Source organism: Achromobacter sp. UMC71, assembly GCF_014170305.1.
Taxonomy (GTDB): Bacteria; Pseudomonadota; Gammaproteobacteria; order Burkholderiales; family Burkholderiaceae_B; genus Achromobacter.
The window spans coordinates 86,067-99,513 of sequence record NZ_LZZT01000015.1 but is presented as its reverse complement, the minus strand read 5'-3'; the positions used below and the strand labels follow the sequence as shown (position 1 = coordinate 99,513).

Annotated in this window: 10 protein-coding genes; 6 read left to right on the top strand and 4 right to left on the bottom strand. The window is 65.5% G+C overall.

The window, feature by feature from the left end; genetic code table 11:
- Positions 1–17: 17 nt before the first annotated feature.
- Genes A9974_RS06750 through A9974_RS06735 form a run of 4 tightly spaced genes read right to left on the bottom strand, consistent with a single transcriptional unit; the run spans position 18 to position 5,362 of the window.
- Entirely contained in the window at positions 18–1,439 is a 1,422-nt protein-coding gene (locus A9974_RS06750; protein ID WP_183003365.1) for an HlyD family type I secretion periplasmic adaptor subunit, read from the bottom strand.
- A gap of 7 nt (positions 1,440–1,446) precedes the next feature.
- A complete protein-coding gene (locus A9974_RS06745; RefSeq protein WP_183003364.1) occupies positions 1,447–3,618 on the bottom strand; it encodes a type I secretion system permease/ATPase in 2,172 nt (723 codons plus the stop codon).
- Complete coding sequence (locus A9974_RS06740) at positions 3,602–3,814, bottom strand: hypothetical protein (RefSeq protein ID WP_183003363.1); 213 nt, start codon at positions 3,812–3,814, stop codon at positions 3,602–3,604. Before A9974_RS06740 ends, A9974_RS06745 begins: the two co-directional genes overlap by 17 nt.
- Before the next feature lie 33 nt (positions 3,815–3,847).
- Positions 3,848–5,362 (bottom strand): TolC family outer membrane protein, encoded by a 1,515-nt coding sequence (locus A9974_RS06735; protein WP_183003362.1) that lies wholly within the window; start codon positions 5,360–5,362, stop codon positions 3,848–3,850.
- 524 nt (positions 5,363–5,886) lie between these two features.
- On the opposite strand from A9974_RS06735, the gene leuC reads away from it, so the two are divergent.
- The 6 genes from leuC to truA all read left to right on the top strand — a co-directional run bounded on the left by leuC (position 5,887) and on the right by truA (position 13,430).
- Entirely contained in the window at positions 5,887–7,290 is a 1,404-nt protein-coding gene (leuC, locus tag A9974_RS06730) for a 3-isopropylmalate dehydratase large subunit (protein WP_183003361.1), read from the top strand.
- Between the two features lie 23 nt (positions 7,291–7,313).
- Positions 7,314–7,964 (top strand): 3-isopropylmalate dehydratase small subunit, encoded by a 651-nt coding sequence (gene leuD, locus A9974_RS06725; protein WP_183003360.1) that lies wholly within the window; start codon positions 7,314–7,316, stop codon positions 7,962–7,964.
- Between the two features lie 37 nt (positions 7,965–8,001).
- Positions 8,002–9,078 (top strand): 3-isopropylmalate dehydrogenase, encoded by a 1,077-nt coding sequence (gene leuB / locus A9974_RS06720; RefSeq protein WP_183003359.1) that lies wholly within the window; start codon positions 8,002–8,004, stop codon positions 9,076–9,078.
- A gap of 238 nt (positions 9,079–9,316) precedes the next feature.
- On the top strand, positions 9,317–10,447 hold the full coding sequence (gene asd / locus A9974_RS06715; RefSeq protein ID WP_025135315.1) for an aspartate-semialdehyde dehydrogenase: 1,131 nt from the start codon (positions 9,317–9,319) through the stop codon (positions 10,445–10,447).
- Between the two features lie 256 nt (positions 10,448–10,703).
- Entirely contained in the window at positions 10,704–12,593 is a 1,890-nt protein-coding gene (locus A9974_RS06710) for a FimV family protein (protein ID WP_183003358.1), read from the top strand.
- Between the two features lie 3 nt (positions 12,594–12,596).
- Positions 12,597–13,430 (top strand): tRNA pseudouridine(38-40) synthase TruA, encoded by an 834-nt coding sequence (truA, locus tag A9974_RS06705; RefSeq protein WP_183003357.1) that lies wholly within the window; start codon positions 12,597–12,599, stop codon positions 13,428–13,430.
- Positions 13,431–13,447 lie beyond the last annotated feature (17 nt).

Below are 13,447 nucleotides of genomic sequence, written 5' to 3'. Positions count from 1 at the left end.
TCGCCTTCCAGCACTCCTCAACGTTCGGTAAAGGCATTGGCCTTGGCGCGCAATATCGGCTTGAGCAGATACTGCAGCACAGTCCGCTTGCCGGTCAGGATATGCACCTCGGCCACCATCCCGGGGATGATGGGCAGGTTCTTGTCGCCCACCGCGCTGCGGTCGGTGCGCACGCGCACCACGTAGTACGAATTGCCTTTTTCGTCGGTGACGGTGTCCGCGCCGATCTGTTCCACCTTGCCTTCCAGCCCGCCATAGATGGCGAAGTCGTAGGCGGTGAACTTCACTTCGGCCTTCTGGTCCGGATGCAGGAAGCCGATGTCGCGCGGCAGGATGCGCACCTCCAGCAGCAGTGTGTCGTCCTTGGGCACGATTTCGATGATGTCCTTGCCCGGCTGGACCACGCCGCCGACGGTGTTGTTGAACAGCGTCTTGACGGTGCCGCGCACCGGCGCCCGGACTTCGGCCAGCTTCACGCGGTCGGCCAGCGCCAGCTTGCCTTCGCGCAACGTGGCCAGCTTGGTGTTGGTTTCCGACAACTCGTTGCGGGCCACGTTGCGGATGTTCAACTCGGACTCTTCCAGCTTGCTCTGCGCTTCCTTGATCGATGCCTGGAAACGGTCGATCTGGGCTTCCGCGCCTTTCTGCTCGCCGCAATAGCGGGCCACGTCGCGTTGCAGGCGCAACAGGTCCACCTCGGAGACCGCGCCGCTCTTGAGCAAGGGGCGGGTCACTTGCAGTTCGCGCGAGGTCAGGCCGCAGCTGGCCGAGGCCTGGTCGCGCTTGGCGATCGTTTCGCGCAGGTCTTCCTGGCGCTGCTTGAGCTGCTCGCGCGCCACGTTGATGGTGGCGTTCAGTTCGGTGGTGCGAGCCTGCCACGCATTGCGCTCCGCTTCGACCAGGCCTGGGGCCTGCTTCAGCACTTCTTCCGGCGCCACGAACGGTTCGCCGGTGGCCAGGGCCTTCAGGCGGGCGGACTTGGCCAGCAGGGACAGATATTCGGCGTTGTTTTCGCCCAACGACGAGGCAAACCGCGTGTTGTCGATCTTCAGCAGGATCTGGCCGGCCTCGACCTCTTGGCCGGACTTGGTCAGGATTTCCTCGACGATGCCGCCATCCAGGCTCTGGATGATCTGCACCTGCCGCGACGGCACCACCTTGCCTTCCCCGCGCACCACTTCGTCGATCTTGCCGAAGGCGGCCCAGACCAGCAGGGCGGCCAGCGCCAGCAGGCTCATCCACAGCAGGATGCGCGCGCCGCGGGCCTGGGATTCGTGGATCACCCATTCGGCGTTGCCGACGTAGTCCGAACGTTGCTCGGGCTTGCCCTTTGCGGCGCCGTCCAGCAGCCGGTCGAAGAAGTACACGAACACATTGCGCAGCTTGCGCCACAGCGCGCCGAACAGGCCCGGCTGCTTTTCACCTGGAGTTTTCTGCATGCTTGCCTCAGCTTCCGCGCCCGACGCGCCCCTGGCGCAATGCTTCGACGACCTGTTCCTTGGGGCCATCGGCCACGATGTGCCCGTTGTCGATGACGATCAGCCGGTCGACCAGGTCCAGCAGGGCCGTGCGGTGGGTCACCAGCAGGATGGTCTTGCTGACGCTGGCTTCGCCCAGGCGCCGGCGCAACTGGGCCTCGCTCTGGTGGTCCATGTTGCTGCTGGGCTCATCCAGCAGCAGGATGGGCGGATCGTTGATCAGGGCCCGCGCCACCGCGACCGATTGGCGCTGGCCGCCGGACAGCGACTCGCCACGCTCGCCGATGACCATGTCGAAACCATTGGGGTGCAGGTTGGCGAACTCGGTTACGCCCGCCAGGTTGGCGGCGGCCAGGATGCTGGCGTCGTCGGCGTAGGGAGCGCCCATGGCCAGGTTGTGTTTCAGGCTGCCGTAGAACAGCAGCGGGTCCTGCGGCACGTGGCCGATCGCCCGGCGCACGTCGGCCGGGTCGATCTGGCGCACATCCACGCCGTCCAGCAGCACGGCGCCTTCGGTTGGCTGATACAGCGCCAGGGCCAGCTTTTCCAGCGTGGTCTTGCCCGAGCCGATACGACCGATGATGCCCACTTTCTCGCCCGGCTTGAGCTTGAACGACACCTTTTTCAGCACCGGCTGCGTGCTGCCCGGGTAGGTGAACGTGACGTCGCGGAACTCCAGCGCGCCGTGGAATACCGGCCGGTGCAGGAATTCGGCCTCGGGCGGGCGTTCGATCGGCAGCTTCATATAGCTGTCGATCGACCCCAGCGAGGTGCGCGCGTTCTGGTATTGCATCAGCAGGCCGGCCACCTGGCCCAACGGCGCCAGGCAGCGCCCGGCGATCATGGAGGCGGCGATGATGCCGCCCATCGACAGGGCGGCGTCCTGCACCAGGTACACGCCGATGATCACCACGCAGATCGACACGAGCTGCTGAATCGCCTGCACGAAGCCCACCGTGGTCGACGAAATCAGCTTGAGCTTGCCGCCGTTCTGGGCGATGAACTCGGTGGCGCGCTCCCAGTTGCGCTGAATGGCGCCCTGGGCGTTCAGGGTCTTGACCGCTTCCAGCCCGGTCAGGGCCTCGACCAGCGTGGCGTTGCGCTGCGACGACGCCTGGAACGTCGCCATCGTCAGCGCCTCCATCCGCGCTTGCGCCGCCAGCGACACCAGCAGGATCAGCACGATGGCCACCACTGGCGGCAGCACCATCCACGGCGAAATCCAGGCCAGCGCGGCCAGGAACAGCAGGATGAACGGCAGGTCCACCAGGGTGGTGATCGTGGCCGACGCGATGAAATCGCGGATCGACTCGAACGAGCGCAGGTTGGCGGCGAACGAGCCCACCGAGACCGGACGGCCTTCCAGCCGCAGGTCCAGCACGCGTTCCATGATCTGCGCCGACAGGCGCACATCGACCCGCTTGCTGGCGCTGTCCACTACATGGGACCGCGCCGTGCTCAGGATCATGTTGAAGATCACCACCAGCGTGATGCCGATGGCCAGCACCCACAGGGTCTCCACCGCGTTGTTGGGCACCACGCGGTCGTACACGTTCATGGTGAACAGCGGCATCGCCATGGCGAAGACGTTGATCAGCAGGGCGGCGATGAGCGCGTCGCGGTACAGCCGCCGGTTTTCCATGATCGCGGCCCAGAACCAGTGGCGCTCGCGCACCTTGGCCACTTCCGGGGCCCGTGCGTCGAAGCGGAACTGCGGCCGCACGAAGCACACCAGGCCGGTGTATTGTTCGGCCAGGTCAGCCGCGCTCATGTCGACCGCGCTGCCGCCCAGTTCGGGGTGGCTGATCACATATTTGTCGCCGTCTTTCTTGAGCAGCAGGCAGGCCCGCTCGCCGTTGAGCAGCAGGATCGCCGGCAGCAGGTCGGACGGCACGCTGTCCAGCGTGCGCTTGACCACGCGCGCCGACAACTGCGCCCGCGCGGCCGCGCGCGGCAGCAGGGCAGGGGTCAGCTTGTGGGCTTCCAGCGGCAGGCCGGCGGACAGGGCCTGCGCGGTGCAGGCCACGCCATGCAGGCGCGTGATTTCCACCAGGCAGTCCAGCAGCGGGTCATCGTGCGTGGCGCGCGCGTCGGCGCGCCATTGCCGGGACGCTTGTTCCATGTCAGATAACTTGGCCATCTTCGTCATCCAGCAGGTCCAGATGTTCCGAAAGGCGCGCACGCTGTTGCTTGCGCTGGGTGAGCTTTTGCTGGGCCTGTACCGGCAAATCGGTCAGGCGCAAGGTGCCGTTGGCGATCAACGCATCGATCAAGTCTTCCAACACGCGGACAAAGTCCGCATCCAACTGCGAAAAATCGTTGTTCTGGTTCGCCATGCGGCCTCCGTGCGCCTGAATTCCGCTGCCTGATCAGGAGCGGGGCTGGTTGGCGGACGGGGTCAGCGGAACCAGCGTGGGCGGCAGCGTGCCCTCGTTGTATTGCACGCGTACCGGCGTCAGCCGGGCGGCATCGGGCACCGTGGAATTGCACAGCTTGATGACCTCGTCTGACACCACCAGCTTGCCGTTTTCCTCGGGCATTTCGTTGCGTGCCGGTTGCAGCGTCAGCGCTGGCAGCAGCGTATGCGACAGCGCCAGCCAGCGGTACTGCGCCAGCTTCAGGTCATACAGGGCGTTGGTCAGCGCGCGGCGCGATTCGAACAGCTCGTTTTCGGTGTTGAGCAGGTCCAGCAGGGTGCGCTGGCCGATCTGGAATTGCTGGCGGTAGGCGTCGCGCACCTTGGACGTGGCCAGTTCGTGGTCACGCAGGAAGGGCAGCTTTTCCTGCAGGCTGGCGATGTTGTTCCAGGCCACGGCCAGGTCCTGCTGCACGTTGCGGCAGGTGTAGTCGCGCACGTCGCGGGCGGCATACGACTGGGCGGCCGTCTGGCGGACCCGCGCCGAGTCGGCGCCGCCGCGGTACAGGTTGTAGTTCATCACCAGCTGAACGCTGGAGCTGCGGATGTCGCGGTTCTGGGGCGTCGGGTCGTTCTGGTCGCGGCCCGTGGCGGCCACAAACTCGAACTTGGGCGAGAACGCACCCTTGGACGACGCCACGCCAGCCTCGGCGCCCTGCAGGGCGGCCTGCTTGGACAGGAAGCTGGGGTTGCGGCGCAGCGATTCGTTGAAGTTGCCGGGCTTGACCGGCAGCTTGTCCGACACGTCGGGCACCGGCTGCATCGCTTCGGGCGGGAACGCGCCGGTCACGCGCTGGAAGCGCTGCTGCACGTCCAGCAAGTTGGCGGTTTCGGTCATCAGGTTGGTCTGGGCCAACGACAGGCGGCCGCCGGCCTGTTCCAGGTCGACGCGCCGGCCGACGCCCGATTCGGCGCGCTGGCCGATCTGCTTGAGGGTTTCTTCGTGCAGCGCATAGTTCTGGCGCGCCAGCAGTTCCATGTCGCGGTAACGCTGCAGGTCGATATAGGCCTGCACGGCGGCATAGGCGGTGCTGTCGCTGGTGGCCAGCACGTCATAGAAGCGGGCCAGCTTGTCGAAGCCGGCCTGCTTGACGTCGTTGCTGGTGCGAAAGCCGTCAAAAATCAGCTGGCGCAGCTCGAAGTTGTAGCCCGGGCGGTTCCAGCTCTGCGATCCCACGCCCGGCACGTTGTTGCGGTATTCGCGGCCGACATACCCCAGCGCATTGACCTGCGGGAAGAAAGCGCCGCGAGCGACCGCCTGGCCTTCCAGCGAGGCCTGGAAGTCGTGGTACTTGGCCTGGATTTCAGGGTTGCTGAGCAGGGTCTGCTCGACAATCTGGTTCAGGGTGGTGACGCCCGGCGCGGTGGCAGGGGCAGGAGAATCCGCCGTGGCAGGCTGGGCAAAAGCGGCAGGGACGAACGCCAAGGCCAGGGCCGAAACCGTGGTTTTGAGCAAAAACGAAGCCATAGGAATTATTCGCGAGTCGAGTTTGGGATTAGTAGCCGGCATATTGTTTGCAGATGTCAAAAATAGCGATTCAAGATTTGTTAAGTCTTGACGCAACCTGCCGGCCCGTCGGATTTATTTCGAATAAAATCACGGAAAATGACGAAAAATTACGTGATTTAGGCGAAATTCAATATGGACGGATTAATCAAAAACTATTAATGCGATTTATTGCGCATTATGTCTGTTTCTGCTTTGCCACATTGAAACTTGATTATATCCGGTTGCGTATTTTGTATCTAAATTGTTTTTAAAATTCGGCAATTTGTGATTATTTGCCGACACCGCTTTTACAGGCCAGATGGCGGCGTCATTCCCTGTCTTGGCAGAGACACCGTGGTATTAGTAGTACTAGTATGTGTGGTGCGGTTGTACTAGGTTCAGAGGCTGTGCATAATTCCTCCATGCCGCAGCGGCCGGCGCGGGAGCGATTTGCTTGAACCGCGCGAGGCACGAGCCGGATTGTCTATTTGCAGAGCGCATCCATGGCCCAAACCCTTTACGACAAACTCTGGAACGCCCACATCGTTCACCAGGAATCAGACGGCACCTGTCTGCTCTATATCGACCGCCACCTGCTGCATGAAGTCACCAGCCCGCAGGCGTTCGAGGGCCTGGCCATCGCCGATCGCAAGCCCTGGCGCACCGGCGCCAACCTGGCGGTCGCCGATCACAACGTGCCCACGTTGAACCGCGCGCAGGGCATCGATGATCCGGTCTCGCGCCTGCAGGTCGACACCCTTGACGCCAACTGTGACAAACACGGCATCACCGAATTCCGCATGAACGATCTGCGTCAGGGCATCGTCCACGTGATCGGGCCCGAGCAGGGCGCGACCTTGCCCGGCATGACGGTGGTCTGTGGTGATTCGCACACCAGCACGCACGGCGCGTTGGGCGCCTTGGCCTTCGGCATCGGCACGTCCGAAGTCGAGCACGTGCTGGCCACTCAGACGCTGCTCATGAAGAAAGCCAAGAGCATGCTGATCAAGGTCGAAGGCGAATTGCCCTTCGGCTGTACGGCCAAGGACGTGGTCCTGCACATCATCGGCATCATCGGCACCGCCGGCGGCACCGGCCACGCCATCGAGTTCGCCGGCAGCACGATCCGTTCGCTGTCCGTCGAGGGCCGCATGACCGTCTGCAACATGGCCATCGAAGCCGGCGCCCGTTCCGGCATGGTCGCCGTGGACGACAAGACCGTCGAATACTTCCGCGGCCGTCCGTTCGCGCCGTCCGGCGTGCTGTGGGACCACGCCGTGGCCTACTGGCGCACGCTGCATACCGACGACGGCGCCAAGTTCGATACCGTGGTCGAAGTCAATGCCCGTGACATCAAGCCGCAAGTCACCTGGGGTACCTCGCCCGAGATGGTCCTGCCGGTGGATTCCCGCGTGCCGGATCCCGATCGCGAAAAAGACGATGTGCGCCGCAGCGGCATGGAGCGCGCGCTGGAATACATGGGCCTGAAGCCCAACACCCCGCTGACCGACATCCGCGTGGACCGCGTGTTCATTGGCTCCTGCACCAATTCGCGCATCGAAGACCTGCGCGCCGCCGCCGTCGTGGCGCGTGGCAAGCACGTCGCGTCCAATGTGCGCCAGGCGATGGTGGTGCCGGGTTCCGGGCTGGTCAAGCAACAGGCCGAACGCGAAGGCCTGGACAAGATCTTCATCGAAGCAGGCTTTGAATGGCGCGAACCGGGCTGCTCGATGTGCCTGGCGATGAACGCCGACCGCCTCGAGCCGGGCGAACGTTGCGCCTCGACCTCGAACCGCAACTTCGAAGGCCGCCAGGGCCAGGGCGGGCGTACCCACCTGGTCAGCCCCGCGATGGCTGCCGCCGCCGCCGTGGCCGGTCATTTCGTCGACGTCCGCACTTTCCGCTAAGCGCCCCGCACAGAGTAGACATCATGCAAGCATTTACCACTCACGAAGGCCTGGTGGCTCCGCTCGACCGCGAAAACGTCGACACGGACCTCATCATCCCCAAGCAGTTCCTCAAGTCCATCAAGCGCACCGGCTTTGGCCCGAACCTGTTCGACGAACTGCGCTACCTGGACCACGGCGAACCGGGCATGGACAACAGCAAGCGTCCGCTCAACCCGGATTTCGTGCTGAACCAGCCGCGCTACCAAGGCGCCTCGGTGCTGTTGGCGCGCAAGAACTTCGGCTGCGGCTCCAGCCGCGAGCACGCGCCCTGGGCCCTGACGCAATACGGTTTCCGCGCCATCATCGCGCCGTCGTATGCCGATATCTTCTTCAACAACAGCTTCAAGAACGGCCTCTTGCCGATCGTGCTGTCCGAATTGGAAGTGGCCCGTCTGTTCGACGAAGTCAAGGCGTTCCCCAGCTACAAGCTGCGCATCGACCTGGACCGCCAGGTGGTCGTGGCCGCCGACGGGCGCGCAATGGGTTTCGACATCGAGCCCTTCCGCAAGTATTGCCTGTTCAACGGCTTTGACGATATCGGCCTGACCCTGCGCCACGCCGACAAGATCCGCGCCTTCGAGGCCGAACGCCTGGCCCGCCATCCCTGGCTGGAAAGCCGGCCCATCGCCTGACCGCATTCCCATACTGACCACAGGACCGTTTAATTCCATGACCCACAACATCGCAGTCTTGCCGGGCGACGGCATCGGCCCCGAAATCGTCGAACAGGCCGTACGTGTCCTGAAGGCGCTGGACGTGCCCTTCGACATCAAGCAGGCCGCCGTGGGCGGCGCCGCGTTCGATGCCTTCGAGCATCCGCTGCCGCCCGCCACGCTGAATCTGGCCAAGGAATCCCACGCCGTGCTGTTTGGCGCCGTGGGCGACTGGAAGTACGACAGCCTGCCGCGCGAGTTCCGTCCCGAGCAGGCCATCCTGGGCCTGCGCAAGGCGCTGGGCCTGTTCGCCAACCTGCGTCCGGCCATCCTGTACCCGGAACTGGCCAGCGCCTCGTCGCTCAAGCCCGAGATCGTGTCCGGCCTGGACATCCTGATCATCCGTGAACTGACCGGCGACATCTATTTCGGCACCCCGCGCGGCGTGCGCTCGTCGCCCGACGGCGTGTTCACCGGCGAACGCGAAGGCTACGACACGATGCGCTACGCCGAATCCGAAGTGCGCCGCATCGCGCGCATCGGCTTCGAGTCGGCCCGCAAGCGCAACAAGAAGCTGTGCAGCGTCGACAAGGCCAACGTGCTCGAGACCTCGCAATTCTGGCGCGACATCGTCATTGAAGTGGCGCGCGAGTATCCGGACGTCGAGCTGTCGCACATGTACGTCGACAACGCCGCCATGCAGCTGGTGCGCAACCCGCGCCAATTCGACGTCATCGTGACCGGCAACCTGTTCGGCGACATCCTCTCGGACGAAGCCGCCATGCTGACCGGTTCGATCGGCATGCTGCCGTCGGCTTCGCTGAACGCCGGCGGCCAGGGCCTGTACGAGCCCAGCCACGGTTCGGCGCCCGACATCGCTGGCCAGGGCATCGCCAATCCCTTGGCGACCATCCTGTCGGCCGCCATGCTGCTGCGCTACTCGCTGAACCTGGCGCCGCAAGCCGACCGCATCGAAGCCGCCGTGCGCCGCGTGCTGGCCGAAGGCCTGCGCACCGCCGACATCTTCGAGCCCGGCACCACCAAGGTCAGCACCTCGGGCATGGGCGACGCCGTCCTCAAGGCCCTGGCCTGATCGATACCCGCCCGGGCGCGCCTGGCGGTGCGGTCCCGGCGCCTGGGGCCGCCTGCAAGGGGCGGCCCTTTTTCATATAGGTTGTTGCCGCCGCGCCGCGAAAGCGGCGTGGCGTTGCTTGTGGCCCCGTTTTTTCAAGCTGCGCCGCAACATATGCGCGTGCATTCTGATAAATTGTTGGGTTCTTGCACGTTTTTCATTCACCAGACCTTGTCCCCACCTTTAAAGAGCGATTGAAATGAATCAAGCAGTAGGCCTTGTCGGCTGGCGCGGTATGGTCGGCTCGGTGCTCATGCAACGCATGCGCGACGAGAACGACTTCGCACTGATCGAACCGGTGTTTTTCTCCACCAGCAACGCTGGCGGCGCGGCCCCCACTTGGGCGACCGGCGCAGGCCCGCTGCAAGATGCCTACAACATTGATGCTCTGAAAAAACTGCCGATCATCGTGACGGCCCAAGGCGGCGACTACACGTCCGAGGTCTATCCGAAGCTGCGCGGCGCCGGCTGGAACGGTATCTGGATCGACGCGGCCAGCACGCTGCGCATGGCCGACGACGCCATCATCGTGCTGGACCCGGTCAACCGTCCCGTGATCGACGCGGCGCTCAAGCGCGGCGTGCGCAACTTCATCGGCGGCAACTGCACGGTCAGCTGCATGCTGATGGGCCTGGCCGGCCTGTTCAACAACGACCTGGTCGAGTGGATGACCACCATGACCTACCAGGCCGCTTCCGGCGGCGGCGCGCAGCACATGCGCGAGCTGCTGACCCAGTTCGGCGAGCTCAACCACGCCGTCAAGCCGCTGCTGGACGACCCCGCGTCGGCCATCCTGGAAATCGACCGTGGCGTGTTGGCCAAGCAGAAGGACGACGCGCTGCCGCGCGACCATTTCGGCGTACCGCTGGGTGGCAGCCTGATTCCCTGGATCGACAAGGATCTGGGCAACGGCATGACCAAGGAAGAATGGAAGGGCGAGGTCGAGACCAACAAGATCCTGGGCCGCGGCGCAGCCTTCGGTTCGGCCCCCACGCCCATCGACGGCCTGTGTGTGCGCATCGGCGCGATGCGCTGCCACAGCCAGGCGCTGACCATCAAGCTCAAGCGCGACCTGCCGCTGGACGAGATCGAATCCCTGATCGCGCAAGGCACGCAATGGGCCAAGGTCATCCCCAACACCAAGGAAGCCACCATCCGTGACCTGACGCCGGTGGCCGTGACCGGCACGCTGGATATCCCGGTGGGCCGCCTGCGCAAGATGTCGATGGGCCCGCAGTACCTCAGCGCCTTCACCGTCGGCGATCAGCTGCTGTGGGGCGCCGCCGAGCCGCTGCGCCGCATGCTGCGCATCGCGCTGGCCGAAGCCTGACGCCAGGCGGGCGGCGCAGGCCGCCCGGTTCTTCCGGATCGTCCCCACAAAGGCACCTTCGGGTGCCTTTGTTGTTTGCGCGGTGGCTGCAATAGCGGGCAATGTGCCCGCCAGCCAACGCCGATGCGCCTTTCAGGTTTGTGAAACGCGCTTGATCTATTACACTTTTCGGGTGAATTGAGGCCTGTTCTCACCTGATGGTCATGAACAGGCCGTCGCCCGTAATTCTTCGACTACAAGAACGGAATTCCAGCTTATGACCCAGCGTTCGCGCCAAGTGAAGCATGCCCGCCGTTTGAAGGCCCTCCAGTGGGCGATCGCCTTGGCGCTAGGCGCGAGCTTTTGCAGCCCGGCGTTGGCGATGCGGGTAGGGCATTCACGGGTCGTGTCGGCGCCGGGCGCGCCGCTTCAAGCGCTGGTCGGGCTGCAGGAACTTACCCCTGACGAAATTGCCTCGCTGAAGGTGTCGATTGCCGACGAAGCTTCGTGGCAGCGCGCGGGCTTGAAGCCGCCCGCGCCGCTGGCCGGCCTGGTGGTGCGGGTTGAAGATGGCCTGGATCCGACCCGCAAGAACCTGCGGGTGCGGTCGGCGCAGGCGCCGGCGGGCGGCGCGGTGGATCTGCTGCTGGATATCAGCTCCAGTTCCGGCCAGCGGCAGGTGCAGGTCAGCATCCTTGTGCCCTTGCGAGGTGCGGGCGCCGACGTTACGCCGGCGGCGGTGGGAACGCCTGGCCGCGCGACCGGTTCTGCGGGTTCGGTCAATGTGAAATCGGGCGATAACCTGTTCGCCATTGCGCAGCGCAATGCGGTGCCCAATGCGTCGGTCTATCAGATGCTGGTGGCGCTGTGGCGCGCCAATCCCGAAGCCTTCATCCAGAACAACATGAACCTGGTGCGCGCCGGGCAAAAGCTGACGATTCCCGACGCCGCCACCGTGCGGGCCGTGGATCCGGCCGAAGCGCGGCGCATCTTCAACGAACACGCCGAGGCCTTCGCGCGCTACCGCGCCCGGCTCGGTGCGGCGGCCGCCGCGAATCCCTCCGTGGTCAAGGGACAGGATGCGGCGTCCGGCACGGTGGCCCGCCCCGGCGATACCGGCGTGGCAACGGCGACGCCGCCGCAAGACCGCGTGCGCCTGTCGTCGGGCCAGGGTGGCGCCGCGGCGCAGGCCGAAGCGCAGGCGGATCAGCGTACGTCCAACCAACGCGCCATTGCCGATGCCGAGGGGCGCGTCAACCAGTTGCAAAGCAACGTCGACGAATTGAACAAGGCCGTGGCCGGGCAGGGCGCATCGGGAACGGGTGCACCCGGGGCCGATGGCGCTGCGGGCGAATCGGGTAAGCCGGGCGCGGCGGGTGCAGCAGGCGCCGCGGGTGCTACAGGCGGGGCAGGGGCGCCCGGTACGCCGGCTGCGGCTGGCGCTTCGGGCACGCCTGGCGCCGCAGGCGGCCCAGGTGCAAACGGGGCATCGGGCACACCGGGCGCCGCCGGCGCCGCAGGCGCTACAGGCGCCAGCGGGACATCCGGTACGCCGGGCGCCGCAGGCGCAACGGGAGCCGCCGGTGCAACGGGCGCCGCGGGTACCCCGGGCGCAGCGGGCGCCGCAGGCACGGCAGGGGCATCAGGAACACAGGGCGCCGCAGGCTCGACCGGCGCGGCTGGCGCAGCCGGATCGGCAGGAACACCGGGTACCCAGGGCGCGGCTGGCGCAACGGGCGCCACAGGCGCGGCTGGCGCCGCCGGAACGCCTGGCGTTGCCGGCGCGTCGGGCGCGCAAGGCAGTCCTGGCGCAGCCGGTACGCCCGGCGCAACGGCACCAACGGCCGCCGCCGCACAAGACAAGGCTGCCGCGGAGGCGGCGGCGAGCAACAACAAGGACAAGGATTTGACTTCTTCCATGCCGGCCTGGCTGGCCGACAATCTACTGGTTATTGTCACCGCCGTGCTGGCGCTGATCGCCTTCGCCATCGCCTGGGTGCTGCGCCGCGCGGGCGCGCGCCGCGGCGACGACGACGAGGAAACCTATGCCTACAACGAGCCGGCGCTGGACACGGCAGCGCTGAACCGCAAGCTCGACACGATCAATCTCGACCTGGACGAACCGCCCACGGACGAACCGCGCCGAGTCAGCGGTCCACGGGTTTGACAGATGTCTAGAGTTGCAATGGGGCTGGCGTACGACGGCTCCGCCTGGCAGGGTTGGCAGACCCAGCCGCACCGGCAGACGGTGCAGGACACATTGGAAGCCGCCCTGGCGCGGTTCTGCGACGTGAAGGATCCGGTGGCCACCATCTGCGCCGGTCGCACCGACACTGGCGTGCATGGCGCGATGCAAGTGATCCACCTGGACACCGCGCTGGACCGGCGCATGGAATCCTGGGTGCGGGGCGTGAACGCATTCCTGCCACCCAGCATTTCCGTGCAATGGTCCAAGGCAGTACCGGATGATTTCCATGCCCGCTTTTCCGCCCGGGCGCGCACCTACGTGTATTTGTTGTGGCGGGGCAGGGTGCGTCCCGCCCTGTGGGCTGGCCGCGCCGGCTGGTGCTACCAGCCGCTGGACGTTGACGCCATGCGCGCGGCCGCGGGCGCCTTACTGGGCGAACATGATTTTTCCAGCTTCCGGTCCTCGCAGTGCCAGGCCAAGCATCCGGTGCGCGTCATGCACCGGCTGGACATCGAAGAGCGCGGTCCGTTTCTAGTGTTTACGCTTCGGGCCAACGCTTTCCTGCATCATATGGTGCGCAACATCATGGGCGCGCTGCTGCAGATCGGGCAGGGCCGCGAATCCGTCGACTGGATGGCGCAACTGCTGTCCTGGCGCGACCGCAAACTGGGCGCGCCCACGTTTTCGCCCGACGGCCTGTACCTGTCGGCAATCGAGTATCCCGACGAGTTCGGGCTGGACGAGCTGGATGGCGGGGCGCAACTGCTGGCGCCCTTCACGCAACACTACCCGCAAGCGCCGGGAAACCCGCCCTAGCCCGGCGCCCGGCGGCG